Origin of the sequence: Amycolatopsis balhimycina FH 1894, from assembly GCF_000384295.1 — a bacterium.
GTDB lineage: Bacteria > Actinomycetota > Actinomycetes > Mycobacteriales > Pseudonocardiaceae > Amycolatopsis > Amycolatopsis balhimycina.
The window spans coordinates 1,129,439-1,152,292 of record NZ_KB913037.1; the positions used below are offsets into that span (position 1 = coordinate 1,129,439).

A 22,854-nucleotide genomic window follows, 5' to 3' on the forward strand; every position below is an offset into this window, starting at 1 on the left:
CACCTTGCACTATGAACGCATCGACCCACCGTGCGACGTCGTCGCCGGCGTGCCGGAGTACTGCATCGAGTTCGGCCTGCTCTACGGCGCCTTCGACTTCGTCATCCGGCCCGACGGCGCATGGGTGTTCCTCGAATGCAACGCCACCGGCCAATACGGCTGGATCGAAGACGCGATCAACGCCCCTATCACCGACACCATCGCCGACCTCCTCGCCCAGGGAGCCGCATGACAGCCGCCGGCTGGCCGGAACTGGCCCACAGCCTGGCCGACCAGCTCGCCGACGAGGGCGTCCTGCACTCCCCCGCCTGGCGGGCCGCACTCGAGCAGACCCCGCGGCACGTGTTCGTCCCGGCATTCCACACCCAACGCGCCGACGGCACCTGGGCGACCACCACCGACAGTGATGACCGATGGCTCGAACAGGTCTACCGCAACCAGCCCCTCGTGACCGCGCTCGCCACCACCACGACCGGCCACGAGGTCACCATCTCCTCCTCGACCAAGCCCGGCTTGATGATCCGCATGCTCGAAGCCCTCGACATCCACGACGGACACCACGTCCTCGAGATCGGCACCGGAACCGGCTACAACGCCGCCCTGCTCACCCACCGCCTCGGCGACCAGCACGTGTACTCCGTCGACATCGGCGCAGACCTCGTCACCGCCGCCCGCCAACGCCTCGCCAGCCTCGGCCACACCCCCACCCTCGCCGTCACCGACGGCACAGCCGGCCTCCCCCAGCACGCCCCCTACAACCGGATCATCGCCACCTGCTCCGTCCAGGAAATCCCCTGGGCCTGGGCCGAACAACTGCGCCCCGGCGGCCTCCTGTTGACCGACCTCAAACGCACCATCCACGCCGGCAACCTCGTCCTGCTCAGACGGCACGACGACCGCTTGGCAGGCCGGTTCCTCCCCCGCTGGGCCGGCTTCATGGCCATCCGCCACACCGACACCGCACCCGAAACCCACCAGCCCCCGATCAACCCCGACACCGGCACACCGACCACAACACAGCTCGACCCGCTCCCGTGGACGTCCCCCGTGCCGTGGTTGCTCGCCCACGCCCACCTCCCAGCAGGAATCGACTTCGGCTACCGCGGCGCAACCGGCGCGGGCCCGGAATGGGCAGTCTTCGCCGCTCCCGACGGCTCGTGGTGCACCGTCCGAACACAACCCGACGACAACGGACAGCGGGACGTCCTCCAGAACGGGCCGACCGCAATCTGGGACCGCGTCGAAGCCGCCACCCACGCCTGGACCCGGCTCGGCCGGCCAGGCTGGGAGCGACTCGGCCTCACCGTCTACCCCAGCCGGCCGCACCGCGTCTGGCTCGACCAGCCCGACAGCGACACCCATTGGGACCTGCACAGCTGACGATCACGCTGCAAAGCGCAGCTCGAGGCGGCCCTTTCCACAACCGGACACGGACGCTAACCGCCTAGGTCCTGAGCAGAAGCCAGACCCACCGTGGAAAGGGTGTCCGGGGACGGGAACCAGGTTCGGACAACGCCGGAGATGTCCGTTTCTCGGCGCGGCATGCGCGCTTCGCGACCGGCGGGAAGGCTGCCGCGGTAAAGGAAGCCGACGATGCTGTCGTCCGGGCCGAGGCTCAGTGCTTCTTTGACGTGCGGATCGGTTGCGGCGATCCAGTACTCGGAGTCCGTCGCCAGCCGGAACCGCTCCGCCTCCCGCTTCGCGCGATCGCGGAACCCCTGCTGTAGTTCGGTCAGCTCCCTATGGGAGTCCTCCGGGAGGTCTCCGGTGTACTCGACGTCACCCAGGGGTCCGGCTCCGGTGCCGCGTTGAGCTGCGCGAGGCTGTCCTCGTTCGACTGGGCACCGACGGGCGCGGCCTGTGCCGAGAGCTGGGCCAGCAGGTCGTCGTTGTCAGAGTTCGGCACGGAACATCTCCAAGTCCACCAGCGGGAACCAGTCCAGGATTCGGGCGTAATCGGCGGGGCGTTGCGCCTGATCGGATCGAGGAACCGGAAGTCCGGCCCGTCGAAGCTGCAGTTGAACCACTCGTAGTCGATCGGCAGTGGGCACCGGTTGTCGGCCAGAGCCGCCCGAACGTGGCGCACGCGCCAGTCCCAGACCGGCGAGACCTTCATGACGTGCTCGCGGACCGCGCCGTGTCCCTTGATCGCCGTACGGCGGTTCGGGGAGTCCGCGGCCCGGATGCAGTCCGCGGTGAACGTCACCGCCGGGTCCAGGTCGTAGTACTCCGTGCACAACGCGCGGGAGATCTCGACGTAGTTGGGCTCGGGCAGCTGAGCGGCCTCGATGATCAGCCGCCGCTCAGGTACTTGAAACGTCAGGTTGTTCAGCCACCGGAACAGCGACGGGTGCGGAAGCTGCGGGATCGTGACCCCGAAGAACTTCTCGTAGTCCGCCAGCGACCGCCGGTCACCAGCCGTGAGGCCACGGTTACGACGGCGGGGAGGGGTCCGTAAGCCATCAGGGCAACGGAAGCGATGTGGAGTACACGGTCAAGCGGGTCGATCTGGGCGGCCGACAGACGATCCTGATCCGGGAGAAGCGCAGTCACGAGCCGTTCGAGGTGCTTGCCGACCGGTCGGTTCCAGCGAGGGAGATCGACGCCCACGTCCGCGCGGCGCTGATTCGTGAACTGGTGGACCGGCGGCAGCCCGAAGATCCCGCCGCCTCTGCGTGATCCTCGCGGGAACCGAAGAGCAACAGCTGAAGCGTCAGGACACGAACCAGTAGTTAAACGAGACTTATGGCAAAATCAACCTGGTGGGCGGTCGACTGATTCGAGGCAACGCAGTTGCCCGCCCGATCGCGCCCGCGATCATGGCTGCGTTCGTTGCGATTGCTGCGGCAGCAGCAGGCTTCCACGAGCTGCCCAACCTCTTTCAGCTGGTCAGCACCCTCGTGGCCGCTCTCTTCGCCGCGCTGGCAACGGCCGTTTTTAAAAAATCCTCCGCGGTTTCGGAATAACGTCGACGTAGGACTGAGAACGGGCGCTTGGTGAACGCGGCGCTCGGCTGCGGTGGTCGTTGCAGCAGTACAGGTCGACGGTGCAACTGTCGCGCGGCTCGGCGCACAGTAATCTGGGCGATCGGATTAATCGCGAACGATGAGCCGCGAAGCAGCGCGGGTAAGGTCAGACACCAGGTCGAAGGGTGTCACAGCTCAGCTCTTGCGGGGGTCGAACACCGCTCATGGCAGAATCGGCGTCGTGGGCAGGCAGCCAGTTCGACGCGCAACCGCTGCACCGCGGTTCGTGCCTGCGGCCATCGCGGCGCTCGTCGCGATCGCGGCGGCGTGCGCGGGCTTCCACGAGCTCCCTAACCTCTTCCAGCTTGGCAGCACGCTAGTCGCTGCCATCTTCGCCGCCCTTGCGACGTGGGGCTTCAAAAAAACCCGAGCATTGCTCCGTTGGTTGAGTATTACTCCGTTGGGAGCCTGAGACAGCGTGGCTTACCGCTCACCTCCGCCTGAGAGTCGGAGGTGAGTGGTGATCCAAGCTCGCTGCACAGAAAGGTGTCACACCTCAGCATTTGCGGAAGGCAACGAGTTCTGCCTGGGTTGACAGCACAGCGTGTGGCGCGGCCACTCCGCACCGGACGCGAGCCCCTTTCATCGCGGGGAATCAACCGCACCAGCGTGAACGCATCGCTGACCAGGTCGACGCATGGCCATCCGAGCCCGAAAAGACTGCGCCACCGGACCGTCCGGCAGCGGCGCAGTCCACCGATACGACGGGGCACGAGCCACCGCGGCCGCCACAAGCGTGCGGCCAAAGCCCAGGCGCCGGTACTCGGCGGCGACGTGGACATAGTCGAGGGTGGCCGTCCGACAGCCCGCGCACAGGCTGGCAGTCACCGCACCGACCAACGTGCCGTCGAGACGAAGTTCGATCCGGCCCGCCAGCGTTCCCGCTGCCGGCGGATGGGCGACCAGGACGAGCCCATTGCCCGGCGCTGTACCGGTCGGGTGCTGGACCGTGACGTCAAGGTGCGCCCACTCGGTGAGGCGCCGAGCCGCGGGCTCGCAGGCCTCCTGTGCGCGACAGACCTCGCACAGCGTGCCGTGCAGCCGGTAGCGATGGCTGTAGGGCTTGAGCTTGTCGTAAAGGTCCAGGTCAAGCCGGTGGCCACGCAGGCACACCACGAGCTTGCTCGTCGCCGGCCGGACCGGAATCAGCCCACCGTACTCACCGCGCGCTTCTGACCGGACGGCTTCGCCGGCCTCGCCCATCACCGGGCACCACGCGGCCACGGCTGGTTCGGAAACGGCTGCGACGTGCGGGTCATCCGGCGACCTCAGCCCATCTACGACTGGTGGACGCCTCGACGGCGGCGACAGCACCACCGAAGCCCGGAAGCTGCAGTGCGACGGTGCGCGGACGGGCCGCGACGCCGCGGCCGCGGCTGGTCGCGACGACGTCACGGAACTCCAGGTGGCCGAAACCGTCATCGGTAAGCCCGCGCCACCGACGTTTCGACACGCGCAGCTCGAGGTCCGCGCCGGGCAGCGGACCGGCAGCGAGCAGGACTGTGCCGCGGTTGCGAGCTCGTCCGAGCAGCCGGCGCTCCGGCTGCGGCTGCATACCGAGGCGATGGTCCGGCCGAGCACAATCAGGTCGAACCCGTCGATCAGCGCCGACAGCACCGCGGCGACCTCGGCCCCAGGATCTGGCACGAGCGCGAACCGCTCCAGCTCGACGCCCAGCTCGGCGGCGGCTGCCACACCTATGTCGGGCATGCCGGTGATCGCTACCCAGGATCCTTCCCGTGTCGCTGCGGCCAGTAGCGCAAGGACCAGCGCGGTGGAGCCTGCGACCGACACCGCGCAAGGGCGGGCGAACGCGATCTACTGGTGGGTCGCGCTGGTGATCGCCTTCATCTTCGGCATCGTCGTCAACGCGATCACGCCCACCGTGTTGTCCTGGTTCTCGTAGCCGACACGGCCGGCCGCCGACCTTGCCGTGCGCCATGTAACGCAGGGTGATTGAACTGACTGCGACGAGCTGGTCAGGTAGTCGTGACGTCGACAGGGAGCGGTGTCGAGCGGGTCGTCATGGCGCCGGCTGGCTGGCCGCACATGTCGATGTCCGGCAGTTCTGGGCCTGGAGATGATGATGCCTGCATCACCTCCGGCCACAGAGCGCGTCAGGTCGACGCTTTGCCGCTGAAGACGGTGACGAAGGCGTTGACGACCGTCTCGAACATCTGTGGGTTGCCAACGCCCAGCGCCAGGACAGCCAAAAGTACCAGGCCGAGCACCAGCAGCACACGAATCGGTGGCGTCTTGCGGATGACGGCCATGACGACAACGAGCGCCATCAAACTGACGATGGTGAGCGCGATGATGACCACGAGCAGTTCCACGGGACCAGTAACCCTTCCGAGTTTCTACCGGCGGAGCTGAGAACTGGTGGCCTGCGATGGATCTTGAAAATCAGGCGCAGCCTCGGCTCGACCGGTGTGGATCAACAGTTGATTGAGGTCCGCGCCTCCGACTGCGAATGCCATCACCCCGATGACGGCGGTGACCACGCTGGCGGCGGCGATGACCGCGCGGGACACCGGGGGCAACATACTCAACTGCTCTGTGCCGGCGGACAGATGCGTCTTCGCGGCTGCGCAGCTTCTGAAACTTCGAGACAAGCTCAGGCGAAAATAGCAGTACGACCGCGGCGGCAACGATGAAGACGCCAAGAATGAAAATATTGAACTCCAGGGATTGCAGGTAGTCCGCCGTCTGCGCGACGGAAGCAACCGTCCCGACCGCCTTCGACAGGCCGACCGCGATCGTCTTACCCAGAAACTTCACGGCGCCTTCGCCCCGAATCCGGATGTTGCGAACGCACCAGCATCGAGGTCGGACGAACCTGTACAGCCGTTACGCGCATGACGCCCAACAGACACTCCGACAGACATCGTTTCTATGCCACAATCACAGCCGAACCGAACGGTGATCACGTGTTAGATAGGGCGAACAAATGATCGAGGCAGTGCTGGTTAAGGTAGCCGAACAGATGATCAGAGAGCTCATCACGCGACGCCGGGTGGAGCGACCAGCAGAGGTTTCCGTGATCGCATCCCAGCAGGTCCTGATGGGACGCAGCGAGGAGCCGCTCGGCACGGAAACCCGGCGAATCGACAACTCCGCTTCCAACAGCACATCAATCCGGCGCATCCGCGCCCAGCGCAGCTGGATCCGCAAGCAGGAGCTGCTCTTTGAGAAGCTGAAGAAACGCTCCGTCACCGGCGGGGTGGAGGTGGCCAACGTCCTCAACCTGCGGGGAGCCCTGGAGGAGACGGTCAAACAGAGCCAGACCTCGGTAACCCAGGCGGAAGAGATCTTCGAAGAGCAGATCGAGCTGACGATTCCCGCGAGGACGGCCGTCGACATACTGCTGCACTGGAAGCAGGTCTGGCAGGAGGGCTTGCTGATCGTCACCACATCGACCGGTGAGACGTACGAAGTGCCCTACCGCGAGGTTGTCGGTATCACCTTCGACCAGCAGAACCGCGATCACTGAGCCCGCCCCCAAGGGAACTGGCCTTGTTGGCGACCTTGCGGGTGCCGAAAACTATGTCACATCGTGCAACCTGCTGATATTCGTGGATCAGTCCACCGAGCCGATCACGCTGACGAACCCGCCCCACACCAGTCGTTCGGGGGAAACCAGCACCTGATCGGGCAGTCGTTGGTCCAAAGAGGGATGAGGTCGATGCTGGTTGAAGTGATCGACGTACTCGGCTAGTACCTGCTCCAGACGATGCCAGTTGAGGACGAGCATCCGATCCAGACACTCGCGACGCACGCTGCCCACCCAGCGCTCAGCGATCGCTTTTTCGCGCGCGGTGCTCGAGCAGGGCTGCGCAGGATGTCGATACCGACCTACTCGAACACCGCATCGAACTCGGCAGTGAACCTCACGTCGCGGTCGCGGATCAGAAACCGCAGGCTGTCCACTCGATCATCAAGCTTCACCAGCAGGTTCCAGGCTCGCTGCACCACCCACTCTGCAGTCGGATGAGCCGTCACCCCAACGATGCGCACCCGCCGGCGGGCGTGCTCGACGACAAACAACACATACAGTCAATGCGGCAACACCGTGTGTCACACCAGTGTCGCGCAACTATCAGCCGGTCGGTATCAGCCGCATCAGCGCTACCAGTACCGCGCGATCAGCCCAGGGCAAATGCGGCCGCGCCACCTGGTGCCGAAGCACGGCGAGCCGGCGCGGCCGGATACTTCGGCGGCGCAGAAGCCCTCGCCGAGCTGCTGATCACCGAGGTCGAAGCCCACGCCGGCGTCGAATGCCAGGTCGGGATCGCCGACGGCCTGTTCGCCGCGACCCTCGCCGCCCGCCCGACACCGCCGGTTGCCGTCCGGGGTTCCGAGCGTTGGGCGGGAAACACTGCGCCTACTTCTTGCGGTCAAATCGGCGACGGCCGGCGACGAGTTGTCGCCAGAGTTCTCGGCGAACCTGGTCAAGCGCCTCGGTGGCAGCATTCCGGGAGGCGGCGGTTGCCCGGGCCAGCGCCGGCCGTGAACCGCCGAGGAGGGTGGCGACCGCCGTGCCGGCACGGCCCACCAGCACCAGATCGGAGAGGTACGTGCGAACCAGGTATGTCATCTGGTCACGGCTCGCGCCAGTGCCGAGCACCGCGATTGCCTCGCGACGAGGAAGCCAAGCCAGCAGGAAAACCACTGCCACGCCCAAGACGAACCCGGTGATCACGCGGATTGCGCGGGTGAGTACGTCGGGTGAGATCAGTGCGGCCGGCCCGAGCGCGTCCGGTAACGGTTGGCCGGAGACCTGGCGGCGCTTCGGATCGGCGGTCCAGGAGGCCCACGGCCCAGCTGTCTTCGCGGTCCGAAGCGACAGGTCGAGGAGTGAGCCGGGGACGATGGCACGGCCGTGGTCGGCCGCGTACTGCCGGACGAAGCGCTGGCCGCTGAGCGTCATCGGCGGGAAAGTCATGTCTTTGACGGCCGCACACGCCTGAAGGTCGGGATGGCCGGGGACGACCGTTTGCAGCCGGCTCAACAGCGCGAGCACTGACCTGGGGTCCCTGCGCTGCATGAGCAGATCATGGGCCCTGATCAGGCCCAGCACCGGATTCAGCGTCGAAATGCGGACAAAGTCCAGCCCAGGCCCGTCCTCGGCGAATGGGCGTCGCCCGCTGCGCAGGTTTTCCAAGGCCATTTCGAGAATTCCGGACGCGACGTCGAAACCCGTCCATACCGATGTTGACGGTAGCATGTGAAACGATATTCGTGATATATCAGGGGCATCGTCCCAGGGTATGAATGCGACCGTCTGGTACCCAGCGGAAATCCAGGCCGGTACATCAACGGTGGCCAGCTTTGCCAACCTCACTCGGATAACGTAGCCGCCAGGTCGCAACGGCATGCTCGCTCCCGCGGCTCCTCCGTGCAGGTTGTCGGAGGTGACACTTACCTCTCGTATCGGGTGGTACGCCGAGTCCAGGAGGGTGAACTGGCTCCTGACGGTTCTGGGCTGGGACCAAGTTCCGGCTTGGCCGGGGATGGCAGCGATCACCAATCCCGAGCCTGAGCCCGTGTCGCGGAGACGACCACTCAATGTAGTGACGAACTCGGCAACCGGCTGCGAGCGATCGAGCGCGCAATGGACGGGGACCGGCGTGTCCACCGCGATGCCGAGCCGGCCGACCATTTGGGTAGTGCCCGCCGACACTTCGAGCAACCGTTGTCGGCGATCAACCGAATTCCACACCTCCGCCGCGTAAAGGCCAGGCGCCACATCGACGACCGCCGGCGTGATTCCTTCCTTGAAAGTCCTGAGGTTGCTGTCCCGCAGACGGAACACTGAGGGCCACCACTCATTGCCAAGAATGATCGTTCCCGACGAGCGACGCGGTTCAGATTTCAATGGTCAGTTCACCCCCGTCAACCTGGAAAAACCTGCTTCTTCCGGATCCTTCTGTGGCCTTGTAAATCCCATTGCGTAGATCGATGACCGCCACGCCGTCATCGACCGGCGCGTGCCGAACCGTTTGCGAGTCACCCTGAGTTACCAGAACATCATCGTTCCACCTCTTGGGTACGCGAAACTCCACTCTGTAACGTTGCACCGGGACGTACGCCAGGTCGATTTGCCCAGGACCGGAGAGTTGCAAGTCCGCTCGTTGCTTATAGTTCAGGGCCGCCGCACGATTGCGAACGCTCTCGTAAAGGTAGTCTTTTAGATGGTCACTCCGAATTGCGCCCGTCTCGGGATCGTGTGCCGCGCCGCCACGTAGGCCGGCCAATAACGCTTCGGTGAAGAATCCGCGTCCGTGGTCTTTCGGCCCGATCATCCGCTTCGGTGCGCCGGCCATCTTCGAGTAAGTAGTCGCATAGGCGAGTATCCGGCGGGTCTGCCCCCGGATTTCCGTTTTCCCGAAGGGGACAGCCCCGGCATCCGGGAGACCCAGTGCGGTCTCCCGGCAACAATCGGCAAGCAGCACGACCTCGTGGAACGGCGTACTTTTGGTCCCGTAAAGTTCGTCGTACTTGGCCAGATCGAGATTGTCCGCGTAGTCCGGCGGGTCTGCGTCGGCGTACAACAAGGCACCTCTTCCCCCTGACGGGGCAATCCCGTGTCCGGCGACATAGAGGTAGAGGCGTGTCTCGGGCCAGCTGCGATCATCGACCTTCCGGACCATCTTGTGAAACCGCCTCAGTGCATTGATCACTTCCTGCCGGACGGGCCGTGTTTCTCCGGAATCAACAAATGTCCGCTCTTCCGTGGGGCTTGCGGTGATCAACTCGACTTGCTCGGGCGGAACGCCGCCCCCGTCAGGGTCCTTCAACCAACCTGCGAACGCCTCTGCGTCATCCCGTGCCGCCGACAGTTGCCTGGCGATGTTGGGATAGCAGTTGATGCCGACGACGATCGCGAAATGGAGGTGGTTCATCTGTTCGGAAACAGTGTTCTGGCAAATTCAGCGAGCTGGCGCACGTCATCGGCAGGCGGCTCATCGGTGCCGATGCCCCGCTCCTCCACACCGCTCTGGCCGGGCAGAAGCCGCGCTCGCGCCTCGACGGCGGCCTTGAGCGCCCTGCCCTTGGCCTCCTGGTCAGCAGCGACGTTTATCGCCGACTCCGCTCTTGTGGTGGCCTGGTCTGCGCGTACCTCGGCGTTCTGCGCCGCCTGCCGGTGAACCTCACGGCCGAACAGCCATCCGACTGCGGTGAACACCAATGCTTCCGCTGCGCCGAAGAGGTAGACGAAGCGGGACCACGTTCCCTCACCCGCCGATTCAGCCTTCCCAACGAGGAAGAAGACCAGCGCGGCGAAACCGAGCAGAAGCAGCACCGCGGCCACGACGGCCACAACACCCCGAAAGCGTTCAGCGAAACTGCCCGGCGCCGCACCGGAAACACCGCCGGCGCCGGGCCCGCCATCTTGACCGGCCTGACCCGCCGGAATGGTTACCTCACTCATACCAGCTCCTCGTTGCCAGGACCCTCCTCAACACGGTCGGGTCTTCATGTACAGTCGCGGGCAGACCGATCATCGCTACATTCGCTGACAATTCGTGAAACCAGACCAGGGTCAGCCAGTGGTTGGTAATTACCTTGTTCTTGAGTGCTCCGGCCTCCCGAGCCGGCCAGCGCGTGCACGTAATACCTTGCGTGTTGCCGAGCAGAGCTCGACTGCAGCAATGCGTCCACGGCGGACGCCGAGGTGGCCGGTGCCCGTTTCCGAGCGTGGCCAGCTCCTGAGGGTGCGGAAACCGGGCCGAGATACCGGACGCCGGTACCGAGAACGTCAGCCGCTCCCGAAACAGACCAGCGGGATGAACGGCTCGCCCGTGGCCGCCTCCGCCAGCGCCTTGGCCGGTGGCGTGCCCCGAGAGTGGATCCGGTGGTAGCGGACCATGACGTCGACGACCGCGTCGTCGGGCACGCGGGCCACTCCGGCGATCACGGTCTTGGTCCCGCCGTAGAGCAGCGCCGCGGTGAACCCGAGCATCTCGTCGCCCGCTCGGACGATCGCGCGGCCAACGTCGCAGGCCGAGAGCACGACGTGCTCGGGCGGGGTGGTGAGCTGGTGGATGTCGTAGGCCATCAAGGGGCCGTCGGCCAGATCGAGCCGGGAGAACAGCATGTTGGCCTGTTCGTGGTGGCCGTGCGCGGCGAGGTGCGCGATACCGGCGCCGTCCAGCGCGTTCAGCGTGGCGGCCACGGACGCGGCCGGCCCGGTGAGCGCGGTGCTGCCCGGCAAGGTCCCGGCGATCGCGTGCACTTCCCCATCGGCGTGTGCAAGGTTCGGCCCGGCCACCAGCAGCGGTCCGCTCGGCGGCCGCGGTGGCCGTCGTCTGCCGCGCAGCCAGGTGGTGGCCGACGGTGCCACGGTGACCGGGCGTCCGCGCAGCCGCGGCAGCAGCCCCCAGGGCACGGCCGACAGCGGCCCGGTCGGCACGACGAGGTCCCGGTCGGCGAGGACCGCGGCCAGCGGAGCGACGACCTGGTCGGACAGCGTGGTGGCGTCGTACCGCAGCGACGCGGTGATGACCTCGGCGACGCGCACCGGGAGCTGCCTCCCGCACAACGTGTCCAGGTCGCTGCGCAACCGGGTGGCCGCCTCGGTGACCGTCGCGAACGACCCGAGCCGCGTGAGCCCGGACCGGCCGCCGGCGATCGTGAGCGCGACCAGGTCTTCCCGGTCGACGAGAAAGCTCACCAGGCAGCTCCCGGCCGCGTCGAGTTCTTCGGCGAATTCACGAAACGCCGGCTGCTCATCGTGTTCGCCGGTGCCGTCTGCCGCCCAGCCGTGCGCGCGGATCGTCCGTTCCAGCTCGGCACACCGGCGTTCCGTCGCCAGGTCCGGGTGGCCGGCCAGCTCGGCCGTGCGGGCCAGCGAAGCCCGTTTGCGCAGTTCGGCGACCGCGTCGAGGGTTTCCTCGTCGGACGGCGGATGCACCGGCCGCAGCCGGAACGCCTGCGCCCGCGATCGCTCGAGCCAGGCGAACGTCGTCGACGGACGGCCGGACCGCACCGCCGTGGACAGTCCCAGCCCGGCAAGGGCTTCGCCCAGTGCGGCACTGCCGGTCTGGAGGTCCACGCTCCCGAACCGGGCCCGGTGCCGGTGCAACGCCGAGAGCCCGGCCCTGGCCTGGGTGAAGACCCCGCCGGTGTCGTTCTGCCCGGCCGCGAGCTCCGCCAGCGTCAGGCAGCGCGAGAGCACGATGTCCAGTGACGGCCGGGAGATCGGCCGCATCGAGAGGTGACGACGGGCGTCGTCGAACCGGCCTGCCGCGACACAGGCACGTGCCGCGAGGAGCCCGGCGAGCCGCGCGTCGGTCCGCAGCCCGAGCTTGGCCAGTCTCTCGGCGAGCCCCGCCGCTCGATCCGCCACGCCGCGGCGGCCGGCCTCGAAGTCGGCGGCGAGCACGGTCAAGGCGGCGACCGCAGCCCAGGTTTCGTTGCCCCGGCGCCGGAAGCGTTGTTCAGCTCGCTTCGCCCAGGCTCTGGCGAGGGCGGGCCGTCGTTGCGCGATCGCCGTCTGGGCCCGAGTGAGCTCGGCCTCCGCGCGCTCGTGCGTGGTCCGTGACTTCGCCAGCAGCGCCAGCGCGGAATCGAGCTCCGTCGCCGCCTCGTCGGCGAGACCGGCGGCGAGCAGCGCCCGCGCCTTGTCGACGCCGAGCACCGGCAGGAGGCCGGGGGCGTGCTCGGCGAACCCGGGTCTGGCGGCGTCGAACGCGCGCAGCGCCGCCGGGATGTCCCCGATCAACGTCTCGCAGTGCCCCCGATTGAGGTGCGCCTTCGCCAGCAGCAGCGGCAGCCGCTCCGCCTCGGCGATGCGCTCGCAGTGGTCGAGATCGGCCAGCGCGGCCCGGATGCGGCCGGCGAGGTCGTGCAGCATGGCCCGGTTGAGCAGGCCGCGGGCGATCCGGAACGGCTCGCCGACTGCCTCGACCAGCGGCTCGGCCGCGTCCATGCACCGCAGGGCCTCGTCCAGGTGGCCGACGAGCATCAGCAGCAACCCGCGCTGCTGGAGCAGGATGCCGACGTCCGTGGGTTCGGCCAGTGCCTCCGCCTGGTCAAGCAGGGCGAACCCGGCGTCGCGGTGACCGAGCTGGACTTCGGCCGCAGCCAGGCTGATCAGCACCCGCGGCCGCAGCGAGTCGGTTTCGTCGATCGCGCGCAGCGCCGCGCGGAGCAACCGGGCGCCGTCCTGCGGACGGCCCCGCCGATGGCCGCGACCCCACGCTCGTGCAGGGCGCGGGCCTCTCCGCCTGATCCGGCCATCGGCAGCCGTCACACGACGATCGAAGGGGTCAGCGTGGTGCCGTTGTCCCGGACGACCAGTTGCACCGTGCCGCGTCCGACTTGGTCGAACGCGAACCTCCCCCGTTCGTCGGAGCTGGTGGCCACCGGACCGTCCGGGGTGCGCAGCTCGACCGGCAGCGCGGCGGGCGGGGTGAGCCAGCCGTCGACCCGGACCAGGCCGCCGGACGTGGGCGTCACGGTCAGCACGACCGTCCGGCTCGCGCCTTCGAACGTGATCGAGCGGGTGCGTTCATCGCCGCGGGCGACCGCCGGCTCCCGGTACCCGCACGCCTTCAGGACCTCGATGTCCGGATCGGCAGGCTCCAGCGCGAACAACACCCAGTCCGCCAGCAGCGGCGGCGGTGGGTCGGCTTCCTCTCACAGCTCGCGGATCCGCCGCAGGACCGCCTCGTCGGAAGCCCTCATGACAGCCACCGTTCGTCGTCCCGGCCGACGGTCTCCAGCAGCTGCCGCAGCTTGGCCAGGCACCGGCCGCGGGTCGGACGGTCGGCAGCAAAGGGCCGCCGCTTGCGAAACGACACTTTCGCAAGTGCTCCAGGTACGGCATCGGCACGGGTCATGGCTGGCCTCTCGGCGACTTTCAGTGCAGTGGGAGGTCGCCTCGACCACTCTGCGTGTTACGTCGCCGGGGAAGGAGTCGCCGGACTGTGATCAACCGGACATTGTATCGACTTGCACAGTCACGCCGCACGCTCGCCTCTCACGGCGTTACGTCCAAACCGTACTCACAGGTGGTACCCGACGGCCTGCGCTTGGCCACCAGGGCACCCTCGGCGTCGACCAAGGCGACGTCGTGGTGGTCCTCGGCCCAGTCGATCCCGCAGAACACCTTCACTCCTAAACTTTCCCCTCGGCTAGCTGTTTGTGCTGGTCAGAGACCCTGACGAGAACGCGCGGCGCCCTAATGACGAGGCTCTGCGGCCTGACCTCCGATTGAGCCGTTCGCGATCCCAGCGATCCGCGCGGGCACCGGTCTCGACGGAGAACTCGGGCGGTCCCCGGCCACTGAGGTGTCCTCCGCGCGAACGGGCTCGGACAACGAAACTGCCCGATCAGGTGACGGGTGGGACGCGGACACGCCGGTCGCGCCGCTCTATCAGGAGGGTTCGCAAGCCCAGGGACACCCGAGGCGTCCACCGAGCACGTCCGGCCCCACCCGCCCGAACGAGCAGCACGAAGGCCCCCGCGGATCAAGACCTATGCGACCGCCGGGAGGCATCCTTAGCAGCTCGTTCAGTAGTCATTAGGGACACCCCCTCGGTCATGCGCGGAAGGCCGGCCGCGCCGACACAAGTCCTCGAGGCAGGCACGCACGAAGCTCTGCAAGAGCGTCTCAACGTCTAGGTGCTTCGGACACCGCGCTTGGCTTCGCCGGGGACGCCGCGGTGTCCTCCGAATCGGCCTTCCAGTCGGTCAGCTACTGCGCGGCACTGTGGCCCACATGGTCGACTCGCCTTCCTCGACCTCGGCGCCCCGGCGGAGTGGATCGCCTTCGACAAGGTGGTCACCGTGCTCCCGGCTAGGAGGCCGTCGCCGACGTGCTCCGCCGCGAGGGCTAGTCCGTGGACACCGGGCTCCTCTCCGCCGAGGAGTTCGGCGGCCCCAGACCCGCTCCCGCGATCCTCGTGGCGAAGCGCTCCGGCACGGCCGCGCTCTCGACGCCGACCCCCCCTCCCCTCGTGAAGGGCGTTATACAGGCCGACCGCGACCCAGCCGTCCTGCCCTGGGTCTCGATGGCCGAGGCGCTCGGCTGGCCAGCCGGGCTCGTCGGCTTCCCGCGACTCGTCGACCCCGGCGGCCGGGCCAACACAATCAACGGCACCGAGTATCGCGCCCGCGACCTCCGCGGCACCGACCAGCCGAGCTTCACCGTCACCGAAAAGGCCCGGAGCTGGCTCCGCTGGCCCCAGGACGGCAAGGTCGACTCGGAGCTGGTCCGCGTCACCGTCGAGGAGGCCGCCGCCCTCCAGACCTTCCCCGCGGACTACACCTGGCAGGGCGACCGGACCAAGGCGTTCCAACAGATCGGCAACGCGATCCCTCCGATCCTGGCCCGCTCCGTCCTGTCCGCCGTCGCCTCGTGAGTACCGGAAGGCCCTGTCTCCGCCGAGAGGTGGGGACTTTCGCGTTCCCACGGCTACGAGCCCGGCCTCACCTCCTCCAGCATCTTCGGGTCCTTCAATTCGAGCGCGAGCACCCCGAACATAAAGGCCCCGACGAGCGCGAGCACCGCCATCGCGGGCGCCTCCCTCACGGGCGCGACCACCACGCACGCGCAAAACAGCCGCCTGACCCGACCATCATGGCCGGCAGATCACTGGGAGAGATCATCGCTGTCGTCCCGTCGGCGGCGCACAGCCTCAATCACCGCCGCCGACGGAAGGCCATGCAGTCTCACGTTCGCGCGCCGAATGCCGACCGCCAAGCATTGAACGAGTCGGCCGAATCGACGCCGACATCACGCTCCGATCTGCATCTCAATCTGGTTTGAATCGGTTCAGCGCCACGACCGGGCACCTATACAGGTGACGCACGTCACTTGCGGTGTGTAATCGATCAGCTATGGTGAGTTGACATGCCTGTACGAGGGTGGGGAGGCCCCGTGGGGAATGGCTTCAAGGTGGCGCTCGAAGAGTTGCAACGCGTCGGTGACAGCGCTCTTCCTGCGTTACGGGACATCATGGCAGCTCAACTCCCGGTGTTGAACGCACATGAAGGTCTCGCCGGGCCCGGCTCCTTCGGTGCCGTCAACGATTTTCAGGTGACCTACGCGCGTTTCACCGACGAAATCGCCGCCAGGCAGAAACACGGCGCCGAAGTCGTGGATGCCACCGCGGAAGCCGCCAAAGCCATCGTCGCGCTCTACCGCCGCGCCGACGGGCAGGAATAGCCGTGGGCGACTGGAAAACCGACGACGCGACGATCGACTCACCGAGCGCGATGATCACGATGAGCCCGAACCGCTCGGCGAAGTGCGCGGCAGAGTTAGGCCGCCACCCGTCCGGCCCGGCGAGGTAGACGTTCAGATAGTCGACGAGCAGCGCGACGACCCATAGCCCCCAGCTGCCAGGGCCTGCTCAGCGACGCGGCCACATCGAGCAGCGCGACGCTCGGCAGGAGCCCGACGAACATCTTGAGCAGCACACGCTGCAGCTCGGCCCGCTGGGCACCGCGTTCCTGCTCACCCCGGCTGCCCCGGATGCTGCTCATCGACGAACTCGACAAGTCCGAGGCCGACCTACCGAACGATCTACTGTCGCTGTTCGAGGACGGGGAGTTCCCGGTCGAAGAACTGGCTCGCGTGCGCACCCGCCACCCCGAGGTCAGGGTGCAAACCGCCGATCCCGAGCGCACCGCAGTGGTGCGGTTCGGACGCATCACGTGCCGAGCCTTCCCGATCATCGTCATGACTCCGAACGGCGACCCGATGCCGCTGTAACTTTCGATCAGTGGATGAACCGGCCGAACCCCCAGGCGATGACCTCGATCGCCGGCATGGAATCGGTGCTCGAACGGAGTTCACGGTGCACTGCCCGGACCAGCTCCGGACGGTGCAGCAGAGCGCGTACCGCCGGCCAGGTGCCACGCGCGGCCAAGGCCAGCCCGAGACCGACCAGCGCCGCCGGGACGTCGGGGGCCACGGCCAACAGGTCCCGGTAGCCGTCCGCCGCCAGCTGGTGGGTACCTCCCATCAACGCCAGATCCGCGCTCGTCACCCCGGGGACCAGCGGGCCGTTGACGGCGAACGAGTTCCGGTCCTGGCACAGCCGCGGCCGGATCAGGTCGGTCCGGGCGTCGAACCAGCCGCCGTCCGGGCCAGGAGTCGGCATGCTTGGTTCGGGCAACCGGCCGAGCTTGGGCGATGACTCCCCGCGGCGCCAGGCGTCGGCGAGGATCGAGACCGTCCGCGCATCCGGGCGGAGGTGGCGGAGGCGCAAGGTCGCGTAGTGGTCGAGCGCGGCTGTCGCAGCCCAAGCCGCCGGTCAGGTGGGTACCGGTTCCTTCTGCCACGGTGCCAGTTTGGCCGCGATTCCGTCGAGGAATCTGCGTCCGGTGGAAGTGAGGCTTTCGTCGTCGTACACCGCGCGCAACGTTCGCCAGACCGCGGTACGCCACAACGCGAACTCGAAGGCTGCCAGTTCATGGGCCGGCTCCGCAGCGGACAACGCCCGCCAGAACGCAGCGACCCCGAAGAACGCGTAGATCCCGTGTAGCACACCGTCGATGGGCCGCGGGGCTTCCCTCCACGGTGCGTACAACCGTTCCCGGCTGTCGTCGCGTGCAAGGTGGCGAGGTGCTGCACGCCGCCGAGCCGGATGTGGTGAAACTCGTGCACGAGTTTCGCCGCGAGTTGCTCGGGCTCCGCGCTGTAGGCCACGATCGCACTGCTGAAAGCATCTTCTGTCGACGCATTGGGCAGCCGAAAGGTCACCGCCGGAGCCGGCACCAGCGATTCGAGGCCGGCCGGTCATGGGGCCGTTGCTGCCCGGCGGAACCCCGGAAAGGCAGATGCGGCGCGCCGACCGGCCCGTCGGTTCCTCCGGGCGCCGGGGATGCTCGTGCTGACGGACGGCATCAGCGATGTACCTGACCCTGGTGGTCGAGCAGGCGCCGTCGATGGCACTTTGGAACCCGACCATCGCGGCGTTCGTCACGCTGTGCCAGCGGCGGCTCGGGATCTTCCGCTCGGTCCAGGTGCGGCTGCTGGAGACGGGGAAGACCGGCCGGGCCGAGGGGGGCATGGTCCTGGGGCCGGTGTTGCGCGGCGGGACGCCGGACAGCCCGGCGCGTGGTGCCGGCGAGCCGGTCGACTCCTCCGGCCGCCGGTCGATGCTCGTGTTGACCGATGGCATCAGCGACGCCTGGCGCCGGGACCTCGTGCAGCCCCTGCTGGCGCGATGGGGGCGCAAGGTCCCGGTCGCGGTGCTGCACTTGCTGCCCCGCCGGCTCTGGGCCCGCGGCGGCGTCGACGTGCGGAACGCCGAGATCACGACCAAGGGGCCGGTACGCCCCAACGCCTCGTACCTCGTCCGGTTGACCGACTTCCTGCTCGACGAAGCCACGCAGGAAGAACTGACCGCGGACTCGGTCGCGGTGCCGGTGCTCAAACTGGAGGAACGGTGGTTCCGCAGGTGGGCGGAGGTGGTCACCGGCCGGGCGGATGTTCCGCGGAAATGTTCGGTCATGGTGATTCGGAACCGGCCGGCGGGAGCGGTAACCGAATCGAGTGAAATCCCGGTTTTGCGGGATAATGAGGTCACCTCGAGCGATCGGGTGAGGGGTTTTCACAGTCAGGCTTCGCCGTCGGCGTTTCGGCTGGCCACGCTACTGGCCGCGGTTCCGGTGGATCTCGATGTCGCGTCGGCGGTGCAGGCGGAGATGCTGCCGGGGTCCGGCCCGGATCACCTTGTGGAGGTGTTCACGAGTGGTCAGCTGCGGCACGAGGGTGATCGGCAGCCTTGGGACCGGAACACCCGTGGGAATTCTCAGGCCAGACCAGAAGAGTGCTGCTCAGCGAGGCGCGGAGGTCGGACAACGCACACGCGGTCCGGGCGGCGTCGCGGCAGTACGGGGCAGAATCCCACGCTGGCCCGGCTGCAGGCAGCATTGGCCGAGCCGGACCCGACCCCGGACCCGGAACCCGCGACGGCATCAGCTGCCGAGATAGCGCTCGAACGCGATGTCATGAGTGCGTTGTCTGGTCCATACTTATCGCGAGCCGATCGTTTGGCCAGACTGAACGCCAATCCTTCGAGTTCACTCAGTTTGCGTGGTTCCCCTACTATGAACAACGATACTAGCGCTGCTAGCATCCCGGCGGTGACGATGTCGCAGGAACTCAAGCAGTCGGGTAACCCTGGCGAGCCCGCCGCTACGGACGTGGCGGACACGGAGACGACAGAACGCTCTCCCGAGACCGAAGCAAAACTCGCCGACAAGGCAAACGTCGTGGCCAGCGTAGGAGCGTCGACTTCGCGCCAGGTACGGCGTTCGGGTGAAGAGGTTCCCCCGGTCTGGGGTGTGATCCCCCCGCCCAATCCGAACTTCACCGGCCGCGGCGAGTTGCTCGCCCAGCTGAGTGGGCTCCTGGGCGCCGGCACCACGGCGGCGCTTCCGGCCACCCTGCATGGAATGGGCGGCATCGGCAAGACCCAGATGGCCACCGAATTCTGCGAAGGTGCCTGCGGCTGGAAATTCGGCCACCGACTTCCGAACAGCTCGGGCAAATGGTGGCGGCCCGGGTCGGGGAAACCGACGGCGTGGACATCCGCGGGCCCATCCACCGGTTCCTCGAGCACAGCGGACGGGTCGGCGGCCTGGCTTCGGACCAGTTGCTGAACGCCGTTCACCTCGCCGCCGAGCTCGCGACGTCCGGTGCGTACCAGAGCGACGACGAGTGGAGGGAACTCCGCGAGGCGATCTGGCACCCGTTGTCGTCCCTGGAGGCGGAATGACCGCCGACGAGACACCGCCACTGGACGGACGCCCTTCCTTGGGAAGGGGCGACCTGGCGGGAAGTGCGCGACGCCCTGTGGCTGACCAAAAAGCTCGGTCTGGAATGGCTGGCCGGAGAGCCGGGTGCGCCGGCCGAGTCGGAGCCGCCGGGTCCGCGAAACCGAAGCCACCCGCCCCGGAAAGCGATCTGCCGCCGGCCGCGAAAGCGGAAGAGACCCAGCCGCGCCGGGAACCTGACCCAGCCAAGACCGAGCAGCCGGCTCCGCTGGGCAGGCAGGTCTTCGAGCCGGGCGACCCTGGATTCCTCCACGCCACCGGCGTGATCGCCGATGACGGTCAGGCTACCGCTCCGCTGCTCACGTCGATTTCTCCCGCGCTGCCGGACGCCAGAGGGGTCGCCAGGGCGCTGCGGCCGCTCATGCGCGCGTCACCCTCGCCGTGGGCGACAGTCGTGGACGAGGAGGCCACCGCGATCCAAGCGGCCGACGACGGGATGTGGCTGCCGGTGTGGCAACCCGACCTGTGGCACAAGTTCGCGCTGTCGCTCGTGGTGGACACCGCTCCCTCGATGGAGCTCTGGCAGAACACGGTCACCGAGTTCCGGAAGCTGACCCGCAGGCAGGGAGCGTTCCGCGACATCCGGGTGCACCTGATGGACAGTTCGGAGCCGTCGGTGGGAGATCCCGTGCAGCGCGCGGAAGGGCCGGTCGGAGCGCGATACCGCGCCCGGGACCTCGCCGATCGCACCGGGCGCAGGCTCGTCCTGGTCCTGACCGACGCGATCGGCTCCACCTGGCACGACGGCGTGGCGCACGAGATGCTGGCCCGCTGGTACGAGCAGATGCCGGTGGCGGTCGCGCACGTGCTGCCGCAACGCCTTTGGACGTGGGACGGGCTTTCGCCGAGCCGGCTCCGCTTGTCCGCGACCGCGCCCGGGGTGCCGAACCGGCGGCTGCGGGTCCGGGCTCGCGGGCGGATCGACGGCGACGCGCCGGCCGCCGCCAAGGGCGCGGTGGCCGTGCCGGTCCTGAACCTGTCCCAGGCGTGGCTGGGCGACTGGGCAAAGCTGGTCTCGACGGCGACCACGATCGAAACGACGGCGGTCCTCGCGCACCGCGACCACCGCAAGAGGCCGGCCCGCCGGCCCGCCGCGCCGCCGGAGGAGCTCTCGCCGCGCTCCCGCGTGCTCCGCTTCCGCACTTACGCGTCCGCGCAGGCGTTCCAGCTAGCTGGCCTGCTCGCCGCGGCGCCGCTGAACCTGCCGCTGATCAGGCTGGTGCGACGCGTGCTGCTCCCGGGTTCGGGACTGCCGGCGCTGGCGGAGGTCCTCCTCAGAGATCTGCTCCAGCGCGTTTCCCCGAACAGCGGCTCCGCTGATCCGTCCGAGGTGACGTCCGAGTTCCGGGACGGAGTCCGCGCGGAACTCTTGTCGGTTGAAAGGCGCGATACAACGGTCCGGGTCGCCCGCGTTCTGGGGCAGTATGCGGGCTCGCGAATCGCCGCCCTGCGGAACTACCGGGGCACCATAGACGATCCGGACGCGACATCAGAGGTCGGAGCGTCTCCGGAGAACGCCCCTTACCTGCGTGTACAAGAGGCGGTCTTCCGCGCTTTGTCCGGAAGGTACGCCCGGCGGGCGAAGAAACTGCGGGCGGAGTTGGCGCCTCGGAACGGTGAGCTGGTGGGCGGCGCCCTTGCCGGATCCCCTAATGTGAGGCGTAACACCGCTTCTGTATCAATTCAGGACCGAGGCCGCGAGAGTTACGACGACCAACGCTCTCGATACCGCGTGTGCAACCATCCCCGGGAAGGAGCCAACGCCGTGACCGCTTCCGCATCAGCCACTTCTGGCTCGAGTTCGCAGATTTCGGTGCGGACGCGGCCTCAGATGTGGGGCACCGTCTCGCTGCGCAACCCCTACTTCGTCGGCCGCGACGAGCTACTGGACCAGCTCCGCAACCGCTTGGCCCCGGCGGCCGGCGCGACCGCGGTCCCGCCCGAAGCCCTCCACGCCATGGGCGGTGTCGGCAAGTCGCAGACGATGGTCGAGTACATCTTCCGGCACGCCAACGAGTGCGATGTGATCTGGTGGATACCCGCCGAACAGCCGCCCCAAATCTCGAGCAGCCTGGCCGAACTGGCCAAACGCCACAGCTCACAGGTGCCAGGCACGGCGGACGCGGCGGTCCCGGGTGTACTCGAAGCACTGGGACGAGGTGAGCCGAATTCACGCTGGTTGCTGGTGTTCGACTGCGCCGACCGGCCGGACTTGGTGAGCCCGTTCTTCCCGACCATTTCCGGTGACACTGGGCGCGTCGTCGTCACTTCTCGCAGCTCACGCCGGTCCGGCGTGGCGCACATGGTCGAGGTCGACCTCTCCACCAGGCAAGGAAGCAAAGAGCTGCTCCGCAAAGCCGGCGGGGCAATCACCGACGACGACGCGGACGTGCTGGCGGAAGCGCCGGGCGATCTACCCTTGACTGTGGAGCAGGCGGCGGCGTGGCGGGCGCAGACCGGGATGCCGGTGGCCGAGTACCTGCTGCTGCTGGACCAGAACCTCGCCGAGCTGACGACGGCGTTCGAATCCCCCGACTACCAGCGTTCGGTGACCGCGGCCTGGAACGTCCCGCTGGCGAAGCTCCGGGTCTCGCACCCGGCCGCCCTGCAGCTGCTCCAGGTCTGCGCTTTCTTCGGCCCCGAGCCGATTTCGCGCAACCTCTTCACGGCGGTGCGGAACGCGCCGGTGCCGGAAGCCCTCGGCGAGGCGCTCAGCCAGCCGATCAAGCTCAACCTCGCGATCCGGGAGATCAGCCGATACAGCCTCGCGAGACTGGATCACCGCAGCAACACCCTCCAGCTGCACCGGTTGGTGCAGACGGTGCCGAAGAACCAGCTGACTGACGCCGAGCGCGACGAGATGCGAAACGCGGTGCACGTGTTGCTGGTGCACGCGACCCCAACGCCCCGGAGAACTCGGCGAACTGGAAGACCTATTCCGAGCTGCTCCCGCACGCGACAGTGTCTCGGATGAAGCAAGTGCTATCCAGACCAGAGCACCCCGACAGCAATCACGACTAGCTCAATA

The 22,854-nt window shown here is 67.6% G+C and carries 24 protein-coding genes and 3 pseudogenes; 12 read left to right on the top strand and 15 right to left on the bottom strand.

The window, feature by feature from the left end; translation table 11 throughout:
• Nucleotides 1–4 precede the first annotated feature (4 nt).
• Together A3CE_RS0104300 and A3CE_RS0104305 are read left to right on the top strand one after the other, a co-directional pair.
• Entirely contained in the window at nt 5–232 is a 228-nt protein-coding gene (locus A3CE_RS0104300; RefSeq protein ID WP_020638830.1) for an MvdC/MvdD family ATP grasp protein, read from the top strand.
• Entirely contained in the window at nt 229–1,380 is a 1,152-nt protein-coding gene (locus A3CE_RS0104305) for a methyltransferase domain-containing protein (protein ID WP_020638831.1), read from the top strand. The genes A3CE_RS0104300 and A3CE_RS0104305 overlap by 4 nt, the downstream gene beginning before the upstream one ends.
• A 352-nt stretch (nt 1,381–1,732) precedes the next feature.
• Here A3CE_RS0104305 and A3CE_RS50080 read toward each other — a convergent pair whose 3' ends face one another.
• Nucleotides 1,733–2,239, bottom strand: coding sequence for an adenine nucleotide alpha hydrolase family protein (locus tag A3CE_RS50080; protein ID WP_020638832.1), 507 nt, complete (start codon nt 2,237–2,239; stop codon nt 1,733–1,735).
• A gap of 242 nt (nt 2,240–2,481) precedes the next feature.
• On the opposite strand from A3CE_RS50080, the gene A3CE_RS0104315 reads away from it, so the two are divergent.
• Entirely contained in the window at nt 2,482–2,679 is a 198-nt protein-coding gene (locus A3CE_RS0104315) for a hypothetical protein (RefSeq protein ID WP_020638833.1), read from the top strand.
• A gap of 83 nt (nt 2,680–2,762) precedes the next feature.
• Entirely contained in the window at nt 2,763–2,966 is a 204-nt protein-coding gene (locus A3CE_RS56070; RefSeq protein WP_125591821.1) for a hypothetical protein, read from the top strand.
• Nucleotides 2,967–3,608: 642 nt separating this feature from the next.
• On the opposite strand, the gene A3CE_RS58295 is transcribed toward A3CE_RS56070, so the two are convergent.
• A complete protein-coding gene (locus tag A3CE_RS58295; RefSeq protein ID WP_245589426.1) occupies nt 3,609–4,736 on the bottom strand; it encodes a GNAT family N-acetyltransferase in 1,128 nt (375 codons plus the stop codon).
• Between the two features lie 64 nt (nt 4,737–4,800).
• Here A3CE_RS58295 and A3CE_RS59195 point away from each other — a divergent pair, with 64 nt between their 5' ends.
• A complete protein-coding gene (locus A3CE_RS59195) occupies nt 4,801–4,932 on the top strand; it encodes a hypothetical protein (RefSeq protein WP_020638836.1) in 132 nt (43 codons plus the stop codon).
• A gap of 211 nt (nt 4,933–5,143) precedes the next feature.
• Here A3CE_RS59195 and A3CE_RS0104335 read toward each other — a convergent pair whose 3' ends face one another.
• On the bottom strand, nt 5,144–5,362 hold the full coding sequence (locus tag A3CE_RS0104335) for a hypothetical protein (protein WP_020638837.1): 219 nt from the start codon (nt 5,360–5,362) through the stop codon (nt 5,144–5,146).
• A gap of 70 nt (nt 5,363–5,432) precedes the next feature.
• Nucleotides 5,433–5,807 (bottom strand): hypothetical protein, encoded by a 375-nt coding sequence (locus tag A3CE_RS56075; protein ID WP_125591817.1) that lies wholly within the window; start codon nt 5,805–5,807, stop codon nt 5,433–5,435.
• Between the two features lie 169 nt (nt 5,808–5,976).
• On the opposite strand from A3CE_RS56075, the gene A3CE_RS0104340 reads away from it, so the two are divergent.
• Nucleotides 5,977–6,519 (top strand): hypothetical protein, encoded by a 543-nt coding sequence (locus A3CE_RS0104340; protein ID WP_125591815.1) that lies wholly within the window; start codon nt 5,977–5,979, stop codon nt 6,517–6,519.
• Between the two features lie 87 nt (nt 6,520–6,606).
• Here the strand turns inward: A3CE_RS0104340 and A3CE_RS57860 are convergent.
• The 8 genes and pseudogenes from A3CE_RS57860 to A3CE_RS58300 form a co-directional block, all read right to left on the bottom strand.
• Nucleotides 6,607–6,831 (bottom strand): annotated as a pseudogene (locus A3CE_RS57860) (integrase core domain-containing protein); the annotation flags it as partial.
• A gap of 50 nt (nt 6,832–6,881) precedes the next feature.
• On the bottom strand, nt 6,882–7,073 hold the full coding sequence (locus tag A3CE_RS57865) for a hypothetical protein (RefSeq protein WP_211231806.1): 192 nt from the start codon (nt 7,071–7,073) through the stop codon (nt 6,882–6,884).
• A gap of 337 nt (nt 7,074–7,410) precedes the next feature.
• Entirely contained in the window at nt 7,411–8,841 is a 1,431-nt protein-coding gene (locus A3CE_RS57295; RefSeq protein WP_169523883.1) for a hypothetical protein, read from the bottom strand.
• A 52-nt stretch (nt 8,842–8,893) separates the two neighbouring features.
• The gene (locus A3CE_RS54745; RefSeq protein WP_084641261.1) at nt 8,894–9,931 is read right to left on the bottom strand and encodes a caspase family protein; all 1,038 of its coding nucleotides are present in this window, start codon (nt 9,929–9,931) and stop codon (nt 8,894–8,896) included.
• On the bottom strand, nt 9,928–10,461 hold the full coding sequence (locus tag A3CE_RS50100; protein ID WP_125591810.1) for a hypothetical protein: 534 nt from the start codon (nt 10,459–10,461) through the stop codon (nt 9,928–9,930). Before A3CE_RS50100 ends, A3CE_RS54745 begins: the two co-directional genes overlap by 4 nt.
• Nucleotides 10,462–10,788: 327 nt before the next feature.
• Nucleotides 10,789–13,185 carry a CHAT domain-containing protein gene (locus A3CE_RS0104360; RefSeq protein WP_020638842.1) on the bottom strand — a complete coding sequence of 799 codons (2,397 nt, stop codon included), beginning with the start codon at nt 13,183–13,185 and terminating at the stop codon, nt 10,789–10,791.
• 95 nt (nt 13,186–13,280) lie between these two features.
• Nucleotides 13,281–13,631: a hypothetical protein gene (locus A3CE_RS50105; protein ID WP_020638843.1), complete on the bottom strand. Its 351-nt coding sequence runs from the start codon at nt 13,629–13,631 to the stop codon at nt 13,281–13,283.
• A 382-nt stretch (nt 13,632–14,013) separates the two neighbouring features.
• On the bottom strand, nt 14,014–14,148 hold the full coding sequence (locus A3CE_RS58300; RefSeq protein WP_281170655.1) for a hypothetical protein: 135 nt from the start codon (nt 14,146–14,148) through the stop codon (nt 14,014–14,016).
• Between the two features lie 727 nt (nt 14,149–14,875).
• Between A3CE_RS58300 and A3CE_RS50110 the strand changes: the two genes are divergently transcribed.
• Entirely contained in the window at nt 14,876–15,397 is a 522-nt protein-coding gene (locus tag A3CE_RS50110; protein WP_020638846.1) for a DNA cytosine methyltransferase, read from the top strand.
• Nucleotides 15,398–15,915: 518 nt separating this feature from the next.
• Nucleotides 15,916–16,203 carry a hypothetical protein gene (locus A3CE_RS56080; RefSeq protein ID WP_125591808.1) on the top strand — a complete coding sequence of 96 codons (288 nt, stop codon included), beginning with the start codon at nt 15,916–15,918 and terminating at the stop codon, nt 16,201–16,203.
• Between the two features lie 16 nt (nt 16,204–16,219).
• Here the strand turns inward: A3CE_RS56080 and A3CE_RS54750 are convergent.
• Nucleotides 16,220–16,466 (bottom strand): annotated as a pseudogene (locus A3CE_RS54750) (low temperature requirement protein A); the annotation flags it as partial.
• Nucleotides 16,467–16,512: 46 nt separating this feature from the next.
• On the opposite strand from A3CE_RS54750, the gene A3CE_RS0104400 reads away from it, so the two are divergent.
• On the top strand, nt 16,513–16,752 hold the full coding sequence (locus tag A3CE_RS0104400) for a hypothetical protein (protein WP_020638850.1): 240 nt from the start codon (nt 16,513–16,515) through the stop codon (nt 16,750–16,752).
• 7 nt (nt 16,753–16,759) lie between these two features.
• On the opposite strand, the gene A3CE_RS56085 is transcribed toward A3CE_RS0104400, so the two are convergent.
• Both A3CE_RS56085 and A3CE_RS58305 read right to left on the bottom strand, forming a co-directional pair.
• The gene (locus A3CE_RS56085; RefSeq protein WP_020638851.1) at nt 16,760–17,143 is read right to left on the bottom strand and encodes a hypothetical protein; all 384 of its coding nucleotides are present in this window, start codon (nt 17,141–17,143) and stop codon (nt 16,760–16,762) included.
• 153 nt (nt 17,144–17,296) lie between these two features.
• Nucleotides 17,297–17,760 (bottom strand): annotated as a pseudogene (locus A3CE_RS58305) (aKG-HExxH-type peptide beta-hydroxylase).
• A gap of 134 nt (nt 17,761–17,894) precedes the next feature.
• On the opposite strand from A3CE_RS58305, the gene A3CE_RS56090 reads away from it, so the two are divergent.
• From A3CE_RS56090 to fxsT, 3 genes are all read left to right on the top strand, one after another.
• Entirely contained in the window at nt 17,895–19,652 is a 1,758-nt protein-coding gene (locus A3CE_RS56090; protein WP_125591806.1) for an SAV_2336 N-terminal domain-related protein, read from the top strand.
• Entirely contained in the window at nt 19,646–19,768 is a 123-nt protein-coding gene (locus A3CE_RS59200; RefSeq protein ID WP_260473767.1) for a hypothetical protein, read from the top strand. Before A3CE_RS56090 ends, A3CE_RS59200 begins: the two co-directional genes overlap by 7 nt.
• Nucleotides 19,769–19,872: 104 nt before the next feature.
• Complete coding sequence (gene fxsT / locus A3CE_RS0104425; protein ID WP_260473766.1) at nt 19,873–22,800, top strand: FxSxx-COOH system tetratricopeptide repeat protein; 2,928 nt, start codon at nt 19,873–19,875, stop codon at nt 22,798–22,800.
• Nucleotides 22,801–22,854: the final 54 nt, after the last annotated feature.